The organism is Microcoleus sp. Aus8_D2, assembly GCF_036702665.1.
Lineage (GTDB): Bacteria > Cyanobacteriota > Cyanobacteriia > Cyanobacteriales > Microcoleaceae > Microcoleus.
Genome location: NZ_JAUBUN010000020.1, coordinates 85,641 through 108,381, shown reverse-complemented (window position 1 = coordinate 108,381; position 22,741 = coordinate 85,641). Strand labels below are relative to the sequence as shown.

The 22,741-nt window shown below is 47.6% G+C and carries 21 protein-coding genes; 11 read left to right on the top strand and 10 right to left on the bottom strand.

The window, feature by feature from the left end; translation table 11 throughout:
• From QUB64_RS17535 to QUB64_RS17525, 3 genes are read right to left on the bottom strand one after another with little or no spacing between them, the layout of a single operon-like run.
• Positions 1 to 1,035 carry an RAMP superfamily CRISPR-associated protein gene (locus QUB64_RS17535; RefSeq protein WP_333272179.1) on the bottom strand — a complete coding sequence of 345 codons (1,035 nt, stop codon included), beginning with the start codon at positions 1,033 to 1,035 and terminating at the stop codon, positions 1 to 3.
• Positions 1,035 to 2,129 (bottom strand): type III-B CRISPR module-associated Cmr3 family protein, encoded by a 1,095-nt coding sequence (locus tag QUB64_RS17530; RefSeq protein ID WP_333272113.1) that lies wholly within the window; start codon positions 2,127 to 2,129, stop codon positions 1,035 to 1,037. The genes QUB64_RS17535 and QUB64_RS17530 overlap by 1 nt, the downstream gene beginning before the upstream one ends.
• Positions 2,105 to 3,745: a Cas10/Cmr2 second palm domain-containing protein gene (locus tag QUB64_RS17525; protein ID WP_333272110.1), complete on the bottom strand. Its 1,641-nt coding sequence runs from the start codon at positions 3,743 to 3,745 to the stop codon at positions 2,105 to 2,107. The genes QUB64_RS17530 and QUB64_RS17525 overlap by 25 nt, the downstream gene beginning before the upstream one ends.
• A gap of 245 nt (positions 3,746 to 3,990) precedes the next feature.
• Here QUB64_RS17525 and QUB64_RS17520 point away from each other — a divergent pair, with 245 nt between their 5' ends.
• A complete protein-coding gene (locus QUB64_RS17520; protein ID WP_333272108.1) occupies positions 3,991 to 5,166 on the top strand; it encodes a helix-turn-helix transcriptional regulator in 1,176 nt (391 codons plus the stop codon).
• Positions 5,167 to 5,241: 75 nt separating this feature from the next.
• On the opposite strand, the gene QUB64_RS17515 is transcribed toward QUB64_RS17520, so the two are convergent.
• Together QUB64_RS17515 and hpf are read right to left on the bottom strand one after the other, a co-directional pair.
• Positions 5,242 to 5,880: a Uma2 family endonuclease gene (locus QUB64_RS17515; RefSeq protein ID WP_333272105.1), complete on the bottom strand. Its 639-nt coding sequence runs from the start codon at positions 5,878 to 5,880 to the stop codon at positions 5,242 to 5,244.
• Positions 5,881 to 6,042: 162 nt separating this feature from the next.
• Complete coding sequence (gene hpf, locus QUB64_RS17510; RefSeq protein ID WP_333272103.1) at positions 6,043 to 6,702, bottom strand: ribosome hibernation-promoting factor, HPF/YfiA family; 660 nt, start codon at positions 6,700 to 6,702, stop codon at positions 6,043 to 6,045.
• A gap of 151 nt (positions 6,703 to 6,853) precedes the next feature.
• On the opposite strand from hpf, the gene lipB reads away from it, so the two are divergent.
• Entirely contained in the window at positions 6,854 to 7,546 is a 693-nt protein-coding gene (gene lipB / locus QUB64_RS17505; RefSeq protein WP_333272101.1) for a lipoyl(octanoyl) transferase LipB, read from the top strand.
• A gap of 195 nt (positions 7,547 to 7,741) precedes the next feature.
• Here lipB and QUB64_RS17500 read toward each other — a convergent pair whose 3' ends face one another.
• Both QUB64_RS17500 and QUB64_RS17495 read right to left on the bottom strand, forming a co-directional pair.
• The gene (locus tag QUB64_RS17500; RefSeq protein WP_333272097.1) at positions 7,742 to 8,293 is read right to left on the bottom strand and encodes a single-stranded DNA-binding protein; all 552 of its coding nucleotides are present in this window, start codon (positions 8,291 to 8,293) and stop codon (positions 7,742 to 7,744) included.
• 189 nt (positions 8,294 to 8,482) lie between these two features.
• Positions 8,483 to 11,026 (bottom strand): mannose-1-phosphate guanyltransferase, encoded by a 2,544-nt coding sequence (locus QUB64_RS17495; RefSeq protein ID WP_333272096.1) that lies wholly within the window; start codon positions 11,024 to 11,026, stop codon positions 8,483 to 8,485.
• 601 nt (positions 11,027 to 11,627) lie between these two features.
• On the opposite strand from QUB64_RS17495, the gene QUB64_RS17490 reads away from it, so the two are divergent.
• Genes QUB64_RS17490 through QUB64_RS17480 form a run of 3 tightly spaced genes read left to right on the top strand, consistent with a single transcriptional unit; the run spans position 11,628 to position 12,779 of the window.
• The gene (locus QUB64_RS17490) at positions 11,628 to 11,825 is read left to right on the top strand and encodes a hypothetical protein (protein ID WP_333272093.1); all 198 of its coding nucleotides are present in this window, start codon (positions 11,628 to 11,630) and stop codon (positions 11,823 to 11,825) included.
• Positions 11,826 to 11,832: 7 nt separating this feature from the next.
• Positions 11,833 to 12,570 (top strand): class I SAM-dependent methyltransferase, encoded by a 738-nt coding sequence (locus QUB64_RS17485; RefSeq protein ID WP_333272091.1) that lies wholly within the window; start codon positions 11,833 to 11,835, stop codon positions 12,568 to 12,570.
• The gene (locus QUB64_RS17480) at positions 12,567 to 12,779 is read left to right on the top strand and encodes a hypothetical protein (RefSeq protein WP_333272088.1); all 213 of its coding nucleotides are present in this window, start codon (positions 12,567 to 12,569) and stop codon (positions 12,777 to 12,779) included. Before QUB64_RS17485 ends, QUB64_RS17480 begins: the two co-directional genes overlap by 4 nt.
• Positions 12,780 to 13,244: 465 nt before the next feature.
• Here the strand turns inward: QUB64_RS17480 and QUB64_RS17475 are convergent, their stop codons facing one another.
• Both QUB64_RS17475 and QUB64_RS17470 read right to left on the bottom strand, forming a co-directional pair.
• Positions 13,245 to 14,996, bottom strand: a complete 1,752-nt coding sequence (locus tag QUB64_RS17475; protein ID WP_333272085.1) for a hypothetical protein — start codon at positions 14,994 to 14,996, stop codon at positions 13,245 to 13,247.
• Positions 14,997 to 15,478: 482 nt separating this feature from the next.
• The gene (locus QUB64_RS17470) at positions 15,479 to 15,958 is read right to left on the bottom strand and encodes an NUDIX domain-containing protein (protein ID WP_333272081.1); all 480 of its coding nucleotides are present in this window, start codon (positions 15,956 to 15,958) and stop codon (positions 15,479 to 15,481) included.
• A gap of 153 nt (positions 15,959 to 16,111) precedes the next feature.
• Here QUB64_RS17470 and QUB64_RS17465 point away from each other — a divergent pair, with 153 nt between their 5' ends.
• Positions 16,112 to 16,813, top strand: a complete 702-nt coding sequence (locus QUB64_RS17465) for an esterase/lipase family protein (protein WP_333272078.1) — start codon at positions 16,112 to 16,114, stop codon at positions 16,811 to 16,813.
• Positions 16,814 to 17,158: 345 nt separating this feature from the next.
• Here the strand turns inward: QUB64_RS17465 and QUB64_RS17460 are convergent, their stop codons facing one another.
• Positions 17,159 to 17,977: a class I SAM-dependent methyltransferase gene (locus QUB64_RS17460; RefSeq protein WP_333272075.1), complete on the bottom strand. Its 819-nt coding sequence runs from the start codon at positions 17,975 to 17,977 to the stop codon at positions 17,159 to 17,161.
• Positions 17,978 to 18,048: 71 nt separating this feature from the next.
• Between QUB64_RS17460 and QUB64_RS17455 the strand changes: the two genes are divergently transcribed.
• From QUB64_RS17455 to QUB64_RS17435, 5 genes are all read left to right on the top strand, one after another.
• Positions 18,049 to 18,186, top strand: coding sequence for a hypothetical protein (locus QUB64_RS17455; RefSeq protein WP_333272073.1), 138 nt, complete (start codon positions 18,049 to 18,051; stop codon positions 18,184 to 18,186).
• A 53-nt stretch (positions 18,187 to 18,239) separates the two neighbouring features.
• Positions 18,240 to 18,911, top strand: a complete 672-nt coding sequence (locus QUB64_RS17450; protein ID WP_333272070.1) for a response regulator transcription factor — start codon at positions 18,240 to 18,242, stop codon at positions 18,909 to 18,911.
• Positions 18,912 to 19,039: 128 nt separating this feature from the next.
• Positions 19,040 to 20,962: a sensor histidine kinase gene (locus QUB64_RS17445; protein ID WP_333272067.1), complete on the top strand. Its 1,923-nt coding sequence runs from the start codon at positions 19,040 to 19,042 to the stop codon at positions 20,960 to 20,962.
• Positions 20,963 to 21,425: 463 nt separating this feature from the next.
• Positions 21,426 to 22,277, top strand: a complete 852-nt coding sequence (locus QUB64_RS17440; protein WP_333272065.1) for a DUF928 domain-containing protein — start codon at positions 21,426 to 21,428, stop codon at positions 22,275 to 22,277.
• Positions 22,278 to 22,283: 6 nt separating this feature from the next.
• Positions 22,284 to 22,741, top strand: a 458-nt coding sequence (locus QUB64_RS17435) for a tetratricopeptide repeat protein (RefSeq protein WP_333343261.1), incomplete at its 3' end; no start/stop codon positions are given.

The following is a 22,741-nucleotide window of genomic DNA, read 5'->3' as shown; positions in this document are numbered from 1 at the left end:
CTATTGTTCAGTTTTATTGGGTACAATATTCTTCAATGTGATTTCACAATTGCCAAACCCAATCGACTCCAAACCACCCAGATATAGCTCATTAGTTTCACTCTCTTTATCGAATGGTTGCCAGGGTTTAATTGAAGTATTGCGGATGGCAATAGGGAACACCATAATCGTGCCTTCCGGTAAAGCTTCGGTATTGAATAAACCACCTCCATCAACGCGCTTTTCATCATCTTTCAACCGCACTCGGCTCTGACGATAAAGTGCCATATCGTGAATCATGCCAATTTCATCGTCTGCAACTACAACCGCCGGCAATTCTTCACCAAGGGGAAACCACGCAGACAAATCTGTTTTCCCTTTTGTTAACTCCAAAAAGCCGAAATTGAAAAATAGCTTCTTTTTCGTGTCAATATTTAGAGGTTTTACAGTTTCAGAACCTGTGTATTTGAGATTGTCAATAAAAGATGACTTGAGGTCTTTAAGCTTTGTCCCATCCTTAAGAGTCACGAATTCCCCCGCAATGCGTTGATAGCGTTTCAGAAGTTTAGGACTGCTAACCCAAACAATCGGTTGTCCTGGACAAAAAACAGGTATCCATAACAACGAAGCATATTCAAACTTGATGATTGCTTCAGTCGTCGAATCTGAAAGTTCCGAATCTGCTGAAGTACCATACCAAAAGTTTTCATCAATTTTTTTTGGAGGTTCAACCTTTAATTCTTTAGCTTTTTTCTCTAACCAATTGAGTCTAGATAAGCGCTTCTCCTGACCATTATCTAGAACCTCAACTATTTCTCGTTCCGATGGCTCTGGAATATTTATTTTCAGAGCCATTAGCGTTTTCTCCAGCCACATTTGACGTTTGGGACGCATCTCTGAGCGAAAGCGACCTCGCAGAGAACTACCAGGAATAATGCCTGTCTTGGTAAACTGATCGCGGAAAATCAGATTCAAATTACCGCTTTCCTCTCCGGCTGTAGCACCTACGTGCAATGGAGCCAAAGTTTCAATAATGCCATAGCCCTTGTGATACATTACGCCACTCCTTGAATTTTCACGGGTAAACACAACCCACAACCCACTTTCTTTAACAATGATTTTTGTGGTAGCGAGTCTTCTTTTTTGAGTAATCCTGCTTCAAACCAAGCACCTGGAAACTCCCACCAAGTCTTATCCAAAGCTTTCTTAAACACATACACACTACCTACTGGAACTGCGTATCGCCCTCTACCTAACTGTCCTCCTTGCCCTCGCCGCCCCTGCTCAGTTTTTTGGTTTCCCATACGATAGCGATAGGGTACGGCTTTATCCGTCAGCATTTTCAGTCCACATCTAGGAAACTCATCATGTTTGGGATAGCGGTAGGACAATTTATTAGAACCCCAAAGCCCTGGAGTAATGAGCGCACAAGCGTGTTTAATTTTATTATCTGGATGAAGTAACTGATTGATGGTGCTATCTGGTGTCAGGGGATGATTAGCAATCTCGACCATGTGTCCTTCTCCACCAAAACGATACCAGCCGTCTGGTAGTGCATAGGTTGATAGGTAGACTAAACAATAGTCTTCGTCCATTTGAACAGCATTCTCTAGGAACAATCCGTCTTGATCCATTACATGACGCTCATCATCTTTCATTTTGGGATGGAGAAATGAAACATATTCCCAAGGCACTTTCCGGGCTTCTTTGTTCTTGCGTATCGCAGAAGTTGAACGTTCCCAGGCATTAATACTTATCCAAGAACAGTCTGGTTCAATATCTTTCTTCTTTGGATCTGCATTACGTTGCCAGTGCTGCTTTTCGTCTACAAACCATTCATCTTCATCTTGTTTCTCAAGTGAAATGATTCGATGTCTCGGCATAGGCACGTAAAAAGTTTCAGGCTTATCCCGCTCTGCCCAGAATGGTCCTGCGACATACAAATGTTGAGTTAATTCATCATGCTTGGCGATACTTTGTTGTGTTGTATGATTTGTGCTAAAAAACAATCCTGATAGAGTGGCAGCATCAGGTGGGAATTTCGCACCGGCTCGCCCTACTAAGTTCTCTGGTGATAGAAATGCTCCGGCACTGCCATACATCAATCCCAAAGGTGAAACAGTAATTAGGTGTTGGAACATAGCTGCCATCCTACTTGAATTAAATCATCAATCCACTGTACTACTGTTAGAGGGTTGTTATCTCCTGCGATGTAATTCCAACGCTCACGAGGTGGATTTTTACTAATGTTTTCAGCGGCATTGTCAAAGTAGTAGTTTAGAAAATTAATGGCGAGGTAATCATCAATTTTCAGCTTGTCAGTTTCAACGAGATGAATAGCATGACGCGCTTTCAGTTCCGCCCAATCATTGTAAATATGAGTCCAATTTGGTAAATACTTTGAATCTTGACCTCGACATTCCCATTCAGGGTAAGTCTTACCATCCCGATCGCGATATTTCGTCAAAATATCCAAGTAATCCCAAGGACAAGTCCACTGCACAGACTGACCGCTATTGAACACCACCCGAATCGTGACTCTCTTTCGCCCCAAGCTTTTTGCCCGTTTCTGTGCTTCCCGACAGTGCTGCAAAATATCGCGTTGCGGTACACTGTGTCCAGCCCAAACAAAACCAACGCTTACCGTAATATCTTGTCCATGCTGATTCCACTGTTTGTTCAATCCCATTAACCACTTGAGTGCTACTGAAGTAGATATCGGTGATTTTGGATTTTTGCTGTAAATGACTCCCAAAAAATCATCACCGCCGGCATAAACAACTCGCCCTAATTCACGGGGAAAATCATGTTTGAAATCTATACCCCACTTCCGCATTTTGTCACTGAAGTCTCTAAGCGGTTTTGTATCATTAGAATCTTTGACAAGCTCTTTTAGTTTCTTACCAACTTCATCGCCATCTCCCATAAACCAACCCGTCCAATGCCCTGGTTGATTTGGTTGAGGTAATCTAACCATTTCCGAGAAACTTTTAATGTAAAACTCCTTAGCTAAATGTTCTCCAATATCGTCATAGCGAGTTACTAACCGTTTTACTAACTCAGGAATACTCAGCTTCTCACTTGAGTCGAGAAATTTACCTTCAAATTGACCATCAATAGAAGTTTCTAAAGCTTGGGATAACCGCTGATAAAAATCTTTCTGTTCTTGTGTTTCTTTGGGAGTGAGCGATCGCCCTGGTTGATCTCCTTTGCTCAATGGTTTACCTAATTGATGCCACGCGATCGCATCCGTCCCAGTCAAACTTGAACTCTCACCAATCCAATTAATAGCTGTCCAATCCCGCTTCAGCTTGCGGCGTTCTAAATCCCGCATTGCTTCATCAGGTTTTTTACCAGTCCCCCAAAATACTTCCCAGGTATAACTGCCCCAGCGTTCCCATTCGCCTTTTTGTCGCCCTTTCTGCTCATCTGTCTGTGACCAATGATACTTTTCAGCCGGTACGTTCTGTTCTACCCATGTTCGGCAAACCTCCAACACTTTTTGCCACTCATCTAAGAGAGTTTTCCGTACAGTATCTCGATCGAACACCTTGTCGCCTCTAACTAGGATTCGGTTTGGCATTCCTTCTTTAACATTAGGAAGTCCTGGAGAAATGACCTCGAAGCCAAGGCACTCTGCCTTTTCCACAAGTTTAGAACTCAGATAAGACAAAATCAGAGAAGCCCCAAACAAATCTCGGAGTTTGCGGGATTTCTCGATAAAGCCTTGCACGGGGGCAAAACTAATCGCAGTGTATTCAGACATAGATTCAATTTGTCAGGCGGGCCATACCCACCGAAGTGCTGCTGTGTCCCGAGTAGCCAACTGCTTGAGTCCGACTGAACTTACTGTACCAGCAGAGCTGGTTGCATTTCTACAATTTCACAATATTTATCAAAATTGTTTCAAAGTCTAAAGGTTTGTAAATAGTAGTTTTCAGGCAATTCTATATTCTTATGTCAATATTGTCTTTTACTTGATTTTTCCGCAACTTACCCACAGCCCACCTCATGGCAAAAAACCCAACCCCTCACCCCTACGCCGACAAACTGACGTTCGATCGCATAATGCTGCTAATTGCCACATTAGTAAACCATCCCGGCATCGGATACAGCGACACCGAAACATCGGACGGCAAATATCGCGATGCTTTACTAGAAGTCCGATCGCAATTGCAGAAAATAGCTGCCGCCTCCGGCATCGAATTTCCCGAAAACTATCCCGCAACTCCCACAATCCGCAAAGACTTAGAAACCTTGCGTAACTACGGAATACTGGATAAAAGAATGTATCGATCCGGCTACTATCTCGGCACCGGTGCAATGACTCGCGAAGAATTGCAAGTAGCATTTCAAGCACTCGCATCCCAAGCAAAGCATCAGGGAAATGCCCAAGTGCGCCGAATTTACGAAAAACTAACAAAACTGTTGCGCGGATTGGATATCGAACTCAAAGGCGAATTGTTTTATCCGGTTCGACAACACCTGAATCGTGCTATTATCTACACCGATCCTGTCGAAATGATCGATCGCCAAAACAATCAGCATACGCTATTTCACAAATTAGAACTCGTTGAAACAGCAATCGTGCGGGGACAGGCGATCGAACTTTACCGTCAAAGCAACTATTACGGCAAAAGCCATACTGGCTTCCGGCGAATTTGGCCCCTGCAACTGATTTATCACGACATCGCCTGGTACCTGATTTGCCAAGATTGCGACAGCGGGCATTTGACCGTAGAACGAGTCAACCGCTTTAGTGACCACTGCGAAATTATCGATCGAGAAGGGCGCGGTTTAGCCGCACAGGAACAAAACTTGAAAATAGCTCAAAAGTTGTTAAAAAATGGTTGGGGGCTGTACTTGGGTAAACCAGAGCAACAGCAGGCTGAATTGGAGGGTACGCTGAAGTTGCAAAAAGTGAAGGTGCGATTTTTTGAGAAAGTAGTAGGATTTATTCTTGAGGGCGATCGCCGACATCCGCGACAAAAGATTAAGGAAGGGCCGCGAGATAGTTCTGGCAACCTGCTGTATGTTGATTATTGGATCGATTTGCCCGATCGCTCGCTCAACGAATTTAGCCTGTGGGTGAACAAGCATATGGATAGCGCGCAAGTGCTTTCGCCGCCGAGTTTGGTGGAAAAACACCGACAAGCAGCCAGAGATTTAGCCGCGAGATATCGCTGATCCGGTGCGTCGCTGCTCGAAAAGTCGATCGCGCTTTCGGGAGTTTTCGATGGCGACGCACCCTACGATTCCAAGTTATAGATTTTCCCGAACCCAATTTCTCAAAGCTTGAATAGCCTGGGTTCTCCCAGCAACTTGACTCTGGTGAGCGTATTGATTCACCAGTTCAACAATCGGGATATTGGGAAAAGTAGGACTCACATCAGACTCAATATATTGTTCTGCTTCCAAGACATTAATTTGTAGCCCTCGTCGCGCGTACCGCCAAAGTTCAGGTACTCCGAGAATTTGATAATTATCCAACTGCGTGCGAGAGGTGAGATCGATTTCTATAGCTAAGTCTGGCGGCGGATCGACACTCATATCGAGGCGATTCTTACCGATAACCGCTGCTTGATTTTGAATGTAAAAACAGTTATCCGGTTCCACAGCCTGACTCATGCGTTCGTTTTTTAAAGTTGTCGAACCCAAGGACTCAAATGGTATTTGTCGTGCTTCCAACAAAATTTTTACCATATCGCCAATAATTTCCTTGGCTTTTTCATGTTCGGGTAGAGGAACCATAATTTCTAACCGTCTGTTACTATAGGAAAGTCGGGAAGCACGACGTTCTCCCAATTCCGCTAAAATACTTTCAAATTGTTGCCAACTCACATCCTCAACCAGTAATTGCTGACCCGGTTGAATGCTCAATTGTCTTAACTCCAATAGCATAATTGTTCATCCTATTGTTTGTAGTGAGGATTTCAGTCCTGAATTGCTGCTATAAAAAACCAAGAAAGGACTAAAGTCCTTACTACGAACAATACGTTTGTAGTCAGGACTTTAGTCCTTTTTTTTGCTAACGACTTGCAGCCATTAACAATTAACAATTATCTAGATTTTTCCAACACTAGATTTTTCAGGTGCAGCGCTTTCGGCAGTTTTGCCATTTTTGCTATGCCCGTTACCGTTACCGTTGCCGTTGCGTGGTTGGATAACTCCATAGCCGCCGTGAGTCTTGCGTTCGTAGAGCACGTTAATTTCGCCTGTTTCCGCATTGCGGAACATATAGAAATCGTGATCGATAACCTGCAATTGTTCCAAAGCTTCTTGCACAGTCATTGGAGGCATGGCAAAATATTTAGTTCGCACTACCTCGGCTGGTAGTTCGGGAGTTCGATCGCCAATCAAATCTGCTACTACAGGATGTTCTTCAACTGCCGTAACCGTTTTGACACTACTCTGGGTCTTATTGTCGTGGCGTTTTTCCTTAAATTTCCGCAGTTGACGAGCTATCTTGTCGGCGACCAAATCGATGCTGGCATAAAGGCTTTCCGTGCTTTCTTCAGCCCGAATCACGCTGCCGTTAGCATAGATAGTCACCTCAGCAGTCTGCTTAGGATTGATCCTGGGGTTACGAGCCACCGATAGATGAATGTCCACTTCCGTAGTCAAAGTTTGAAAATGGCTGACTGCCTTTTCCACCTTTTGATTTACGTACTCGCGAATCGCATCGGTGATTTCTATATTTTTACCCTGGATAACAAGCTTCATAGAGCTCCCTCCCTTCTGTAACGTGGGTATAGTTTATACAATAGCACCATGTATTCTAGAAAACACTCATCTTACAAATCTTTTTTTATCTGTTGACAATTCTTGATTTTAACTGCGCCAATGTTCCGTAAAAACACTCTTGATTTTTTTCATGCTTTCCCCTCTCAGCCATAAACCTCTGATCCCTGAACCGTGCTTGCTCCTCGATTGGGGACTTGTGCCCTACTCCCAAGCTTGGGAAATCCAGCAACAACTCGTCCAAGAGCGTCGCGACAATCCAGATTTGCCGGATGTGCTGATTTTGCTGGAACATCCGCCGGTTTATACTTTGGGGCTGGGATCGAAGTTGGAATTTCTGAAGTTTGACCCGAGCCAAACTCATGCGGAATTGCACAGAGTTGAGCGGGGCGGCGAGGTGACTTACCATTGTCCGGGCCAGTTGGTGGGCTATCCGATTTTAAATTTGCGCCGCCACCAGCAGGATTTGCACTGGTATTTGCGGCAGTTGGAGGAAGTGCTGTTGCGGGTGCTGGAAGTATTGGGGCTCGAGGGTGCGCGGGTGCCCGGAATGACTGGGGTGTGGGTGGATGGGTGCAAGGTAGGCGCGATCGGGATTAAAGTCAGTCGCTGGATTACGATGCACGGTTTTGCTCTCAATGTTTGCCCGGATCTGGCAGGTTTTGGGCAAATTGTACCTTGCGGGATTCCCGATCGACCCGTTGGCAGTTTAGAGCAATTTATACCGGGAATTGAGGTCGATCGAGTGCGATCGATCGTTGTCGCTGAGTTTGCTCGCGTTTTTGGGGTGGAAATAGTGCGATCGGTAGATGCAGACGGCGGTTGAAACCAGGTTTACAAAAACGAAGACGGCGGTTGAAACCAGGTTTACAAAAACGAAGACGGCGGTTGAAACCAGGTTTACAAAAACGAAGTCTGCCTCCGCAGACTGAAGAAAAGAACGTAAATTTAACCTTTGGTTTTTCAACCCGCGGAGGCGGGTTTTGCCTGTGTAGACGCGAATTCTATTCGCCGTCTTATCTTAAAACGGAATCGGATCGTAATCGGGATTGTCAGCTTCGTTAGAGGAACCTGACTTGCGATCGGACTCAGAAGACTGATGCGAGTTCCAATCCGAACTAGACGGGCGGTTAGCAGGGGCTGGAGCGCTGTTAGAACTGCGACCTCGGGAACTCATGGGAACCACATTGCTCGGCACATTAGCCGGGGCGGTATCGCGAATTTGAGCGGGTTCGGGGGCGGTTCTAGCTGCGGGTGCAGCGCTCATCGCATCAGCGCCGAGAGTGTAAATTCTTTGAGCTGTCAGTTCAGCGCGCTTTTCTTTCATACCATCTCTGTCGATCGTATTCATACCCAGCCGCCCTTCAATAATCACGCGATCGCCCTCGTGATATTTGTCGTGAATTTCTTGAGCTAAATTGCCCCATCCTATCACCTTTAAATGTTCCGGCGGATCTTCAGGTTTTGGGCCGGGAAACTGCACCAGCATCTCAGCGATTGGAACTTGATTTTCCGAAGTATAACGGAGTTGCGGTTGTTGAATTATTTCCGCCATTAAAATGCAGCTATTCATAACTTAAATGGGAGTTGGGAATTGGGAATTGGGCATGGAAAATTGGGCATTTGGCCTTGGGGATGAGTTAGTTGTTGGTTGTTAATTGTTGGTTGTTGGTTGTTGTTAAAATTCAATAATAACGAATAACAACTAACGAATAACTAATAACTAATAACTAATAACAACTAACAACTAACAAATAACCGATTACCCGTTACCAAATTTATCTTGTCGAACCGCCGCCTCGCTTTGGGTGACAAAATCGTGAACGAGGGCGCGGTACTCCTTCAAAGTTTCAGAGACCCAATCTCGATCCTCGCTGTTGGCGAAGATATGAACGGTGGGTTCGCTAGCATCGGGCAAAACTAATAGCCAATTGTCGTCGCTGTAGTTAAAAATCTTCACTCCATCTATTAATTCTAAACGATCTGGCGAATGAGTTTCTACCAAATGCCGCATTAGGGAACCTTTGACCGTCCAAGGACAGCGGACGCTGTAACTGCGGTGGGTGACGCGGGGAAGTTCGGCTTTGATCTGTCCGAGCGATCGCTCCTGAATCGTCATCATTTCTATCACTTTAGCAATGCAGAACATTCCGTCAAAGCCGGGATGCAACTGCGGGAAAATAAAACCCATATTACCGCTACCGCCCAAAACCACATTCGGGTTCCTGTTAGAGGCTTCCATCAATGCAGTTGGGTTTGCCTTAGTGCGGATTACCTTGCTTTGATAGCGGCGGGCGATCGCCTCCACCGCAGAAGACGCATTCACCGGCACTACTACTGTACCTCTGGGATGAGAAGTCAGCATCAAATTTACCATCAGCGCCGTCAGCATTTCCCCGCGAACCGCGATTCCCGACTCGTCTACCAAAATGAGCTGTTCCCCGTTGGCCGATACCTGCACGCCAAAATTAGCGCTGAGCGCTTTCACCACCCGGCCGAGTTGGTCGAGCAAATATTCCCGTTCCCCGTTGCTCAGAGAAGTCTGTTTGAGACTGGCATTGAGCACCACCGCATCGCAGCCGAATTTGGCGAGCATTTGTGGCAGAATGGCTCCGGAAACCGCGTAAACGTAATCGATTACCACCTTAGAATTGCTGTAACGAATGGCCTCAACATTCATCTGCCGCTCAAACATCCGGTTGTAAACGTCGAGAGCTTGGTTAAAGTACGACATCTCTCCAATTTCCGGAATCAGAGCCCTGCGCAAATCTTCCTTAAAATAAGCGCCCTCGATTTTTTTCTCAGCTCCTTTAGTAATATTGATGCCTTTGATATCGAAGAATTCAATTAAAATGTGGTCGGAGCGATCGGGCGAAATGCGAACGTGAATGCCGCCAGCAATTGAGATCGTAGACGAAACCGTGCGCGCGATCGGAATTGCCGTCGATTCCAAATTGACCACATTAATTCCCACCGACATCAAACCCGCAATCAAAGACCTCGAAACCATCCGCGAAATACTGCGCTGATCGCGAGAAACCGATACCGAAGCCCCGGTTTTCAAAGTCGAGCCGTAAGCCGCGCCCAATTTCACCGCAAATTCCGGGGTAATATCCACATTTGCTAGTCCTTGAACGCCGCGCTGGCCGAACAAATTCCGCTTCGCTTGTTCTCCCCAAATTAAATTTTGATTTAACAGAGCGCCGGATTCAATATTTTTGCTCGGCCAGACGCGCACGCTAGGGCCGATTTGCGCTTCTTCTCCCACAATCGACATTGAACCGACGACAGCACCTTCGAGGACGTGGGCGCGCCTGTCTACGCGGGTACTGCGGCAAATCACGCAGGCTCTGAGGTGAGCGTCTTCGCCGATAATTGCTCCATTCCAGACGATCGGACGTTTGAGGTTAGCATCGGCCCCGACTGTCACATTATCTCCGATTACTGAACCCGCGTTAATTTTGACTCGGGCTCCTATTCGGCAATTGTTGCCGATCATCGCCGGTACTTCGACGATCGCGCTATCGTCAATAAAAGTATTTTGACCTACCCAAAGTCCCGATCGCACTTCGTCGTAGTAGGTCAAATCCAGTTGTACCTTTCCCCGCAGCGCGTCGTACTGAGCTTCCCGGTAAACATCAAGCTGGCCGACATCGCACCAGTAACCCTCGGCGATGTAACCGTACATCGGCTCGTTTTTTTCCAGCAGCAGCGGAAACAAGTCTTTCGAGAAGTCACACTCCTGATTGGCCGGCAGGTAGTCCAATACTTCCGGTTCTAAAATATAAGTGCCGGTATTGACGGTATCGGAAAAAATTTCGCTGCTAGAAGGCTTTTCCAGAAAGCGGCTGATGCGGTAATTATCGTCGGTAATCACCACCCCAAATTCCATCGGGTTGGGAACGCGAGTTAAAATTAACGTGGCTTTGGATTGCTTGCTGCGGTGAAATTTGATAGCTGCGGTCAAGTCTAAATCTGTGATGCTGTCGCCACTGATGACTATAAAAGTTCGATCGAGCAATTCCGCAATATTTTTGACACAACCGGCCGTACCCAGCGGTTGGTCTTCCTCCACAGCGTAGGTCATTTGAACGCCAAACTCTGCCCCATCAGTAAAATATTCCCGCATCACATCGGGAAGGTAGTGCAGCGTGGCAATAATTTCCGTAATATTGTGCCTTTTTAGCAAATTTATAATGTGTTCTGCGATCGGGCGATTCAGAATCGGCACCATCGGTTTAGGTAAATCGCACGTCAGGGGTCTGAGCCTCGTTCCCGACCCCCCAGCCATCAGCACTGCACGCATAAAATCCTCCTTGCTTAGAAACCTCTCTACCGTTATTGTCCGCTAGAAAAAGCTTGCCTGCTGTAACTTGTGGGGCACTAACTATCAGTGTTAATTATCTTTGAGTTATCGCGCGTCTCTGAAATCCCCGAAAGCGAGGTCGTCCCTCAACCGCAACCGATTTCAACCGAATTAGGATTTGCCACATCGACTTTTCGCAGAAGTCGCTTCTTGCTTGCACTCTGAAAGCTATGTTCTGGCTGATACTTTTAACCGTGCCCGACAGCTAGGATGCTCTTAATTACCGAACTTCCTTTCATCCGTTACATCCCGTACATTGGTCTTTGGCAGAACTTCCTGTCATCCGTGACATCGGTTACATCCCGTACATTGGTCGTTGGCAGAACTTCCTGTCATCCGTGACATCCGTTAAATAATCCCTTACCGAACTTGCTTCTGCTATATTTTTAAGTTTCCCACCAGCGGGGATTTTGAAGTCTCTAGCTGAAGGTAGAATTGCTACAGGTATCGGTGCGCCAGGGGGGCTGAAAAATGATAGATTAAGAGTAGCGATGCAGGCTCGCTGACTCAAAATCCAATCAGTCGCTTAGGGGGTTATTTGATGGAACCGTTAATTGGATTGGTGTTGCTAGTCGCTTACGGCGGGGGGAGCTGGAAATTTTGGAATGGTTTCGATCGCACTAACTTCGACAGAAGTTTCGCAAATCGGCTGAAACTGTCGCTGCTCTGGCCCGCGTTAATTTTTAATAAGCCTTACCGCCAAAACTTTACAAAAGCACTCAAAGGCTCTAGAAGGTAATTAAAGAATGTCTAAAAAGTCCGATCGTCCAGTTGCAAATCAAGAGCAGACTTGGTTTGCCAAAGAAAAATCAGATAGCTGGCAAGTTTTATTATCGCAGGTGGCATCTCGGTTCGATCGCGAATACCGAGGAGAAGCATTCGCCTTACCCGAAGAAGTCGAATCAATGCCAATTTTCCTAGAATCAGTCGCCGGAACACTCCAAGCAAAAACAGTATCTCCCTTCTGGAAACTTGCCAAACCCCAAAAAAACCAGCGCTGTTTAGACATTGGCTGCGGAGTCAGCTTTCTGATTTACCCTTGGCGGGAATGGGAAGCATATTTTTACGGTCAAGAAATCAGCAGCGCAGCCAGAGACGCATTAAATGCTCGCGGCCCTCAGCTCAATTCTAAGCTGTTCAAAGGAGTAGAATGGGCTCCCGCTCACAAGTTAAATTACGAAGAGGATCAGTTCGATTTATGCCTCGCTACAGGCTTTAGTTGTTACTATCCCATAGAGTATTGGAGTACAGTCATGGGAGAAGTAAAGCGGGTACTAAAACCGGGCGGTCATTTTGTGTTTGATGTCCTCAACCCCAATGCACCTCTAGCAGAAGATTGGGCAATTCTGGAAACTTATCGAGCCGGGGAAGTATTTTTAGAGACAATAGAAGATTGGGAAAAAGTAATTAAAGCGGCTGGCGCTAAAGTAGTAAAAAAGCAAAGCGGCGACTTATTCCAAATGTATAAAATTCAATACAATTGAGAGGGAATTGGGAATTGGGAATTGGGAATTGGGAATTGGGAATTGGGAATTGGGAATTGGTAATGGGGAATTGGGAATTGGGAATTGGGAATTGGGAATTGGGAATTGGTAATGGGGAATTTTTGATATCAACTCCCGTTAAAGTAGGTGCGTCAGCAACTAGAAATTGGTTGGAGAAGCAAGAAATATGGCAACTAATACCAGTTTAAAAAAAGAATGCAACTGTAGGTAATCTCCAAACCATTACGAAATCAGTCATTCCCAATCTCAAATCGAAAAATGGAAAATCTCAAATCTCAAATGGTATGACGCACCCTACGAATACTTTTACCTTCGACCTCAGAAACCCGGTTTCTGAGTGTATTTCTGGTCACTCAATGCAAAACTCGTAGAAACCGGGTTCCTCCCCCATGAGCGTCAGACATGAAACTGTCGGAAGTGTGGATACTTATAGCACTTAAAAAAGCCTGCAATTGCGACCCACAGCGAGAAAGTAGAAAGTAGGGTGCATCAGCAACTAAAAATTGGTTTCAGCAGCAAATATAGAACTGACGCACCCTAAAAATACTTTTACCTTCGACCTCAGTTAAGAAAGTAGAGTGCGTCAGCAAGTATAAATTAGTTTGAGAAGCAACAAATATCGAAGCTGACGCACCCTACTAACTCATGAACAATTAATTATCGGTAGCAGGAGAAGGCGCAGGAGACGGCGACACTTCGGGGGCGTTCGTTGGCGCAGATGAGGGCGAGGGGGACTCTTCGGGGGCGTTCGTTGGCGCAGATGAGGGCGAGGGGGACACTTCGGGGGCGTTCGTTGGCGTAGCTTCAGGTGAGGGCGACACTTCGGTGGCGTTCGTTGGCGCAGGTTCGGGCTGCGGGGACTCTTCGGCGTTCGTTGGCGCAGGTTCGGGCTGCGGGGACTCTTCGGGGGCGGGCTGCGGTTGAGGAGAAGGCGACTGTTCGGCTGCTGGTTTCGGTTGAGGTGAGGGCGACGGTTTGGCGGCGGGCTTTGGTTGAGGTGAGGGCGACGGTTTGGCCCCTGGTTTCGGTTTGTTTGAGGAGGCCGGCGGCTTCTCAAACTGCGGTTTCGCGGAAGCAGGGGCTGGGGAGGGCTCGCCTGTCGGGTTGGGTTCTGTCGGGGCTAGCGCGGGAGGTTGTGGGGCTGTTGGTTTGGGTTTCGTTGGGGTGGTGGATGGGGTGACAGGAATGCCCCTGCAAACTTTTTCGTCGTATTTAAACTCGACAGCCAACTGGTAAAGCTTGTGGGTGCTGGCTGCTGGAAATGTTAGAACAGGGTTAATAATCGCTGTTTTAGCCGCATTATCGAGAATACCGTAACCTGTGGGGACGATCGCCTGAGGTTCAGCCTTGAGCAAACCTTGAGGGTTGACAACTGCTCCGAAAACTGCTACTCCTTCGAGTTTTTGCGAGCAAGCTTCTTGAGGATAAGCGACATTCACAGGAGTCGGCGCCGTCATTTCCAAGTCGGGGTAAGCCTTTTTGAATCTCTCAAATAAAGCTACATAGGTATTTGCAGCAGCAAGCTGCGTCTCTCTGTCGTTAGGTAAGTTTGAACCCGGAACTCCCTGCTGTTCTAGCTGTTGCTGTCCCTGGTCAAATTGTGCCCTCCTGATTCTTTCTTCGGGAGTTTCCGAGATCAGATTCCGTTTATTCGGATCTTTTTGAGTCAATTTTGGAGATCCATCGGGGCCGGAATTCCTGCCGCCAATTGGGAATTCCGGGGTAAATACTGGAGCTCCGTCTGGAAATATTGGGAGTCCCCCTCTACTGGCTATAACCTTTTTGAGTGTCTCCGCTTCATCTTCCGGTGGCCCGCCGGGAAGTTGGGGTAATCCTGTCACTCCTGGTGGCGGCGGTGAGATATTGCGATCGAAATTACCGGGTAATGGCGGGAAAATCAAGCCGCTGGGAGGCACTTGCGGGATGACAGTTGGTGTTGACAGGGAGGGGGCTTGAAGAGTTGGAGCTGGAGTTTTGCTCGGCGGCGGGGCTGTTGGGGCTGTGAAGGGGGGGAGAGGGGAAGGAGGGAGAGGGGAAAAAAATCCAGGAGGGGGCATTCCCGGCGGCAGGGCGGGCAAGTTGATGGATTCAGGTGCGGGGGGCAAAGGGGGGGCTAACTTGGGCGAAGCGGGAAGGGGAACTGGTGCGACGAGGGAAAACGGCGTATTGGATGGTCGCGGTGGTATGGCTTGTGGCAGGCGGCCGGCTTCTGCGGGAGTTAGCTCTACCAAGCCGACGGAACCGGGGATATTTTTTGAGGAATTTCCGCCATAGATTAGGTTTGAGAGCGTCGGGGCGCTGACTCCGAGCGCTCCGTGAATGCCGACAGAAGCTAGGGCTGCCCACCAAAAAGGCTGGCGCAGCGGTTCGGAAAGGGTGTTGGCTAGGGAGGATGAGTCAGTCATGACCATAGGGAATGGGGAAGGGGGAATTGGGGAATTGGTAATTGGTAATGGGGAATTGGTAATGGGGAATTGGGAATTTGAAGTTAATAGTTATTAATTGATATTTTTTTATTTAGAGTGATTTTAAACGTGGCTGTTGGGCAATTCAAAGGTATAATTTTAGCACGATCGCCCTGGAAGTTGCCCGATCGACCTTGATGACAATTCATGGGCCCAAAACTGAACCAAATTTATTAAACACGATCGACAAGTTCGATCGATCGGCGTTTCCAATTCGGTTACACCATCAAAAAACTGATCTATTGGCTGCCAACTCGGCCCGCGGCCGGTGGGCCCGCCCAAAAATGAGTACCGTGCCACCTACACGAGCAGGGCTGGTCGATTCTCAAAATTTTAGACTACTGTTCCTGCTCGGGTGATTCACGGAGCTGCAAGTAAATCGAAACATGGAAAATCGAAACATGGAAAATCGATCGACGGATTCACCAGCGATAGCGGTATGTTTTAAAAGGAGCTCCCTCGATGCTCAGCAAGTCGATCGGATAAATTGGAGCGCCGCTTGCCATATATTGAAACATTTCCCGAACTTCCTCTCCCCGCAGCGACAACTGGTCTAACTCTTTGAGAGAATACCAACCAGCACATAAAGTATACTCGTCCGGCTTGCTCTTGGGTGGCGTCTTGTCTTCAGGACGAGCCACAAAAATCACCCTGAGGCGCACATTGCCCCTAGGCATCACCGTATGCTCTACCCTGAGAATTCCCTCCACGATCACAGAAATGCCCGCTTCCTGGACGGTATTGCGCACAGCAGCTTCGAGCAAAGTCTCGCCTTTTTCCACTCGCCCTGCTGGGAGATACCACTGCTGCTCGTACTTGCGCTCTTGCACCAATAGAAAACGGTCTTCTAAGTGAACGACAACTAGGGTAAAATACAATGTTGGAATCGGCTCGCGAGCCATAGAAGTAGATATTCCCCAAGCAAAAAGTTTAACCAGCGGGAGATGTTAGCGATCCAAAGGATGCTTCGGCAAGCGTCTTTGAACTTGAAAAATAGATCGTAGCACCCCGGTCGCAAAATCTAAAATCGAAAAATCTCAAATCTCAAATTGATAATGCCATTACCAACCGTGATTTTGCCAGGATATTTTGCTGCTGCTTCAGACTATCGGGAATTAGAAAAATCTTTGGTCGATCGAGGTTTCCCAACTGTAACAGTACCACTGGGCAAGGGAGATTGGTTGCCGACTTTCGGCGGGCGATCGATGGTACCAATTTTGCGGCAGCTCGATCGCACAGTCAAACAGATGTTACAGCAATACGGCTGCCAACAGATCAATCTCATCGGTCATTCCGCCGGCGGCTGGATTTCTCGGATTTACTTGGGCGAAAAGCCTTACACGATTCACGGGGACGTACTTGAGGATGCAGGTTTGTGGGAAGCTCACCCTTGTGTTAACACTTTAATCAGTTTAGGCACGCCGCACGTCTCTCAAGAGCGCTGGACGCGCAAAAACCTAGATTTTGTCAAAATTCACTATCCGGGGGCTTTTCACCCACAGGTGCGCTACGTATGCGCTGCTGGGAAGGCTGTTTTTGGCAAGCGTAGTTTTGGGACTTGGCTGGCTTATAAAAGTTACGAGTTGACTGTGGGGAAGGGCGAAACTTGGGGCGATGGAATTACGCCGGTGGAAGCTGCTCATTTGGACGGGGCCGAAAATTTGGTGTTGGAGGGTGTTTGGCATTCGCCTCGCTCTCCGGGGAAGTGGTATGGTTCTCCTGAGGTTTTGCCGAATTGGGTTGGGTATTTGGATTGAAAACGAACCGCGAAGATGCGAAGGACGCGAAGGAAGAAGAAGAAGAAGAAGAAGAAGAAAAAGAAAATACAAGGGTTAGGTTTTGTTAAAATCTAGCTCTGAAGGGAGTTTAGTGTTCAAAAAATAGCCACTGCGATGCGATGTTTGCTTAATTTTTTAATCGCCAACTGCAACTATTATGATTGCACGCCGAAAGTTACTGAATCCTCGTTTTTTTAGAGTCATGAGTCTTCGGGTGCGTCGCCACTCTTAAATCCCTAAAAAAATCGACAATCGATGAGCGACGCACCAAACCAAGAGTCATTAGTCATTGCTGGGAGGAAGCTTGAGAGTTATTCCAGATTTCTATTGATTTTTTTTCCCGCAAGCCATCAACCAAAAACTCATCATCGATCGATCGCCCGCAGCGACAAACTCATCCCGCGAAACCAGATAGCTGGCTATTTCTGACTCGGAAATTAACCCTTGTTTGACCAACTGTAAAATGGGCCCGGAGTCCAGCAAAGGTTCAAACGCTTCTATTCCGATGATATCGCTGTGGCTGACAACCGCTTCTAAATCAACGCTAACAAACCCAGCTTCTTTGAGAATGCGGCACAGATTGCGCCCGATCGACAAATTACCGCCCCGCGACGCCATCACCTGTTTGAATTTCTTCCTGACAGTCTCGACTGACAGGGGTGGACTTGTCAACCAAAACAGATCCGCATCGCTATCGACAATCACCAGTTTACCACCCGGTTTCAAGATGCGGAATATTTCTCTAGCTGCTGCGACGGGATCGGGGAGGTGGACGAACAGCAAACGGGCGATCGCAAAATCGAAAGTGTTAGCAGGTAAGCCAGTATCCACCACCGACGCTTGCACGTAATTTACTCGATCGCCCGCTTTGTCCTGCAAATATTCTACTGCTTTGTCGTGCAGTACCGGGTCAATTTCTACCGCTGTTATCGAACTATTTGGCAGCAATTCTAACAGTTTTTCGGTAAAAAATCCCGGCCCGCTACCCGCTTCCAAAACATTCATCTTGTCTGCCAAACCGAACCATTTTAAAGTGGGTGCTTCTTTTTGCCAACTGAGGAGGACTTGATCTTGTAATCGCTGGATTTCGGCTTCAAGTTCCAGATTGTACGTGCTGGCTTTATATGAACCTTCTGCTGTCATAAAATTATCCTTATTCTTGTAATGATTTAACCACAGAGGACGCAGAGAACGCAGAGGGAGAGAAGAAAGAGATGAATAATTATGATGAAGTGGGGATTTGGCAACACATTGAACAGAATTGCGTTTTAGCGCAATTCTCGTTGCTGACCTCCACAAACCTATTTGGCGGACAGATGCAGGACGGAATCCAAGCAATGGCTTTATTGTAATAAGAAGATGATGGATTAACAAACTGACGATGTTGTGCGACAACGAATGAACTATGCCCCAGACTTTACCTCAACCGGAAAAACAAACCTTTTTAGTCGTGGACGATCATGCGATGGTTTTAGGCGGCACGCTTAACATTCTGAAGCAGGAGTATCCAGAGGCAGATATTGTGACGGCTCCGACGGCTCAGGAAGCTTTGCGACAGATGGAGCAAATGCACCCTAATCTAGTAATTGTGGATCTGGTGATGCCAGAGGCGATCGGCGAAACCGCCCAGGCAAATTCTGGGCTTCAACTCCTGAAAACGCTGATGGAAAAGTACCCGAGTTTGAATATTGTGGTGCAAAGTGCTCATGTTCGGACTTTAGTTTGGCTGAAACCGTCGATCGACAATCATATGGGCGGATTCACGGTTGTTGATAAAAGCCAACCGATGAAAGACTTGCTGGCGATGGTGGATTGGGCGCTGCACGAGCGGATTTATACACCTAGAGAGATCCGCAACGGTTTGCAGCTCAAACCCGCCTGGATGCAGGTGTTGCAATTGGCTTTTCAAGAGAGCTTGCAGGATACTGCGATCGCCAAACGAATGAATGTTTCTGAACGTACTGTGCAATACTACTGGACTAAGATTCGAGATGTGCTAGAAGTGTATCCCGAAGATGACAAAAATCTGCGGATTCAAACGGAAGTGCGGGCTAGGGAAGAAGGATTAATTGATTAGCGATCTCAAGTCTGGCTAATTACTTATAAATTCTGTATGGGCATCGGCCAAAGAGGGCATCGGGCATCGGACAAACAGTCGGACAAACAGTCGGACAAAAGTATTATGGCTATTCAACCGGAAACGAGATGAAGCGCGATCGATGGCAAGCGGCGAAAACAGAGGTTACGACTTGGGGGCGAGGAGCGCTTCCAGGGTTGATGGTGATTGTCGCTGTGATGATGGCTAGATTGAGCGGTGCGCTTCAGTTTTGGGAGTTGGTGACGTTCGATCGATTTTTGCTGCTGCGTCCTCCTGAGCCAATGGATGAACGGATTGTAATTGTCGGCATTACTGAGGAAGATATTCAACGGGCCAAAACTTATCCGATTCCCGATCGCGACATTGCCGATTTACTCAAACGATTGCAGACTTATCAACCGATCGCGATCGGGCTGGATATTGTCCGCGATATTCCGGTTGAACCGGGTAATGCTGAACTGACATCGGTGTTTCGCAGCAGCAAAAATGCGATCGGAGTCGAGATTGCTCTGCCCGATCGCAGTGGCTTTACCGTGGAACCTCCGCCCGCACTACCACCCGAACAGGTTGGCTTTGCAGATACGGTTCTGGATGCCGATGGCTATCAGCGTCGCAGTTTATTGGGCGCTCACAAGTCCCCGCAGGATTACCGTTTTTCGTTTCCCCTACGGCTGACAGAAAGCTATCTCGCGACAAAGGGAATTGAGCTAGAAAAGGGAATTCGCGATTCAGACGCGAAGCGCTTTGGCAGCATTGAATTGACCAGAGTGCAGCCAAACTCTGGCGGATATGTGGGGGCGGATGCAGGCGGCAACCAGATTTTGCTGAATGTTCGCAGCGGTTCAGCACCTTTTCGAGTCATTTCTCTAGCACAAATCAAGGAGGGAAAAGTAGATCCGAACTGGATTCGAGGCAGGATTGTGCTGATTGGGGTGATGTCTTTTAGCGCGAAGGATTTGGCAAGTTCAGGTGCGATCGCGGGTATCAATCCCGGAAGGATTTACGGAGTCGAAATGCAGGCCCACGCTACCAGCCAGATTATTAGCGCGGTACTCGATCGGCGATCGTTGATTCGGGTTTGGGCGGATGGCTGGGAAATGCTCTGGATTGGGGTCTGGGGACTCTTGGGGATGAGTTTGGGAAGATTTTTGCGATCGCCGTGGAAAATTTTGTTGGGGCTCTTAATCGCCAGTATTAGCCCGATCGCGATATGTTACGGATTAATTCTGTTGGGGTGGTGGGTGCCGATCGTACCTGTGTTATTGGTGCTGGTGTTGAATGGGACTGGCTTGATGGCAGCGTTATTTTACCGCCACGAACAGGAACTCCGACTGCGGTTGGAAGAACGTCAATTTGCGATCGAACAGACTTTTAATGCGATTCATAGCGGGCCTTTACAAACATTGGTAGCTATTTTGAGAACTGTTCGGGAGCAAGATCCGCCGCCGCCATTTTTACCGGATTTGCAACGATTGAATGAAGAATTACGGGCAGTTTACGGATCGGTGCAGCGAGATGCGATCGCCGATGAACCGCATTTGCGAATGGGAAGTGCGATCGAATTTGCCCTGCAAGCTCCACTGCATGAATTGCTCTACAAAGTCTATTCCAACACGCTCGAACAAGAATTGCCCTACCTCAAAACGATTAAATTCAAAGTAGTGCAGTTCGATCCCTTGAACACTTCGCACCTGCGGTTGGAACACAAGCGAGGACTCTGCCGCTTTCTGGAAGAAGCGCTTTGTAATGTGGGGAAACACGCGATAGACGCTACTCGTTTGACTGTAATTTGCACTCAAGAGGGCGATCGACAGGTGATTCGGGTGGCGGATAATGGCAGGGGGCAACTGTGTGAAACGGAACCGACAATTCAAGATTTAAACGCTAACATTCAAGCTTCAGGATTAGGAACGCAGTTGGCAAAGAATTTAGCCAAACAATTAGGTGGAACGTTTCGGCGCTATCCAAATATACCGAGGGGAACGGTATGCGAGTTAAGTTGGTCGGTGAAACGGCGGTGGTTTTGGTGATAGTTTTATCATACCAAATTTGGGTTAAATATTCCTGTTATCATTGAACTTGTATATTGAATCCCTCGCTTTTAAAAAGAGAATTTTGTTGAGAGTAAAGGTGCAAGTTCGAGCTGATTGACATTTTGCACAGAACTCAATATGGGGGTTATTTGGAGTTATTCGTGGGATGGGGGCGGGTTTATTTAACTTGTTTGCTACGTTTTTGAGCTTTGGCGAACCCGCCCCTACAAAATTGTTGAAAGGCGTGCAAGATCTAAAATCTAACCGGACATGATATCGACTTAAGACAGAAGCTGCTTCCCGTCCCCCCCTTCTTAAAGGGGGGCTAGGGGGGATCTGGCTTTAACTATCAACTCGATCGGGCGGACACGGGGGCACCGCCCCTACCAACTGTCAACAGTTTAAATTTGCGCTTTCCCGCAAACGAAGCTTGTGGGCAGTCCTCTATTGTGTTTGTGTATTGTTGATTACTGTAGAAATAGTTACAGAGGGAATTGCGATGATGACTCACGAGTTGAAGCGTCGAACCATTTACTCTGCCGGCATTGCGAGTTTAATGCTGAGTGTTTCGCTCTCTCTCGCTCTTGTAGCAGTGGCACAATACACTCCTCCTAAAAACCCTTCTAAACCGAAACATACGGGGACGAATACCACTCGATACACTCCTCCTAAAAACCCTTCTAAACCGAAAGACACCGGGACGAATACCACTCGCGGCGGCACTTGCGAAGCCAATTCACCGGCGGTATTGACGGCTTTGGTGCCGTTTAGTCACGTAGGAGAGACGATTTCCGGGCATCCGACTTTTACCTGGTTTGTACCCGATCGCACTTCTCGTCCGCTGCAATTCCGGCTGTTTACTCGATCGGGACAACTGCTTTACAGAACCGAGATGCAGAGTCAGCCGGGGATTATGTCGGTTGCTTTGCCTGCAAATGGGCCCCAACTGTCGATCGGGCAATCCTATCAGTGGCAAGTGGTATTGGTGTGCGATCGGAATGTTCCTTCGAGGAATGTGGTGGCGACGGCAGAAATCCAAGTGGTGCAGCCTGCTGAATCGTTGCAAACTCAACTTGCAGCCGCGTCAACTCCCCAACAGCGGATCGACTTGTATGCCGAGGCTGGGCTGTGGTATGACGCGATCGCCGAAGCGCGCAAAGCCTCTGAAACTTCTCAAAACCAAACGCCCGTGCTGGAATTGCTAGATGCTCTGGCTAATTCGGAAGCCGAACCTTTGAAAGATTGGAGCGATCGATTGCGACAAATAAGGGCGATCGAACAACAACGCCAACTCCCGCAACCCAAACCCTAAAATCCCATGCAGCCTTTCTCGCTAAAACTGCTCAAATCCAGTAATTGTAAAGTGCGATCGGGCTTCCTTTTTCCCCTCGCCTTGTGCCTTTTATCTTTTGCTTTTTATATTCCGGTGCACTCCTCACTTCCGGTTAGCGCTCAAACTACAGAGGCTAGTGAAGCAGAGGGCGATCGGCTGATGGAGCAGGGGATTCAACATTATCAGACTGGCCAATTTCCAGCAGCGCTGAATTCGTGGCAACAGGCACTGCAAATTTATCGCGCCCTCAAAAACCGCAAAGGGGAAGGTACGGCACTGGGCAATTTGGGAGTCGCTTACAACTCTCTAGGCGACTCGGCCAAAGCGATCGAGTATTCACAGCAACAGTTAGCCATCGCCCGCTCCATTAAAGACCGCCAATTGGAAGGTAGGGCACTGGGCAATTTGGGACTCGCTTACCTCTATTTGGGCGACTATACCAA

Coding starts and splice junctions, on each gene's coding strand:
- lipB (WP_333272101.1), top strand. CDS start 6,854: ATGCTTTCCCCTCTCAGCCATAAACCTCTGATCCCTGAACCGTGCTTG.
- hpf (WP_333272103.1), bottom strand. CDS start 6,702: ATGAAGCTTGTTATCCAGGGTAAAAATATAGAAATCACCGATGCGATT.
- QUB64_RS17525 (WP_333272110.1), bottom strand. CDS start 3,745: ATGTCTGAATACACTGCGATTAGTTTTGCCCCCGTGCAAGGCTTTATC.
- QUB64_RS17500 (WP_333272097.1), bottom strand. CDS start 8,293: ATGAATAGCTGCATTTTAATGGCGGAAATAATTCAACAACCGCAACTC.
- QUB64_RS17445 (WP_333272067.1), top strand. CDS start 19,040: ATGAAGCGCGATCGATGGCAAGCGGCGAAAACAGAGGTTACGACTTGG.
- QUB64_RS17490 (WP_333272093.1), top strand. CDS start 11,628: ATGGAACCGTTAATTGGATTGGTGTTGCTAGTCGCTTACGGCGGGGGG.
- QUB64_RS17515 (WP_333272105.1), bottom strand. CDS start 5,880: ATGCTATTGGAGTTAAGACAATTGAGCATTCAACCGGGTCAGCAATTA.
- QUB64_RS17530 (WP_333272113.1), bottom strand. CDS start 2,129: ATGGCAGCTATGTTCCAACACCTAATTACTGTTTCACCTTTGGGATTG.
- QUB64_RS17470 (WP_333272081.1), bottom strand. CDS start 15,958: ATGGCTCGCGAGCCGATTCCAACATTGTATTTTACCCTAGTTGTCGTT.
- QUB64_RS17485 (WP_333272091.1), top strand. CDS start 11,833: ATGTCTAAAAAGTCCGATCGTCCAGTTGCAAATCAAGAGCAGACTTGG.
- QUB64_RS17455 (WP_333272073.1), top strand. CDS start 18,049: ATGAATAATTATGATGAAGTGGGGATTTGGCAACACATTGAACAGAAT.
- QUB64_RS17460 (WP_333272075.1), bottom strand. CDS start 17,977: ATGACAGCAGAAGGTTCATATAAAGCCAGCACGTACAATCTGGAACTT.
- QUB64_RS17465 (WP_333272078.1), top strand. CDS start 16,112: ATGCCATTACCAACCGTGATTTTGCCAGGATATTTTGCTGCTGCTTCA.
- QUB64_RS17495 (WP_333272096.1), bottom strand. CDS start 11,026: ATGCGTGCAGTGCTGATGGCTGGGGGGTCGGGAACGAGGCTCAGACCC.
- QUB64_RS17535 (WP_333272179.1), bottom strand. CDS start 1,035: ATGTATCACAAGGGCTATGGCATTATTGAAACTTTGGCTCCATTGCAC.
- QUB64_RS17520 (WP_333272108.1), top strand. CDS start 3,991: ATGGCAAAAAACCCAACCCCTCACCCCTACGCCGACAAACTGACGTTC.
- QUB64_RS17450 (WP_333272070.1), top strand. CDS start 18,240: ATGCCCCAGACTTTACCTCAACCGGAAAAACAAACCTTTTTAGTCGTG.
- QUB64_RS17475 (WP_333272085.1), bottom strand. CDS start 14,996: ATGACTGACTCATCCTCCCTAGCCAACACCCTTTCCGAACCGCTGCGC.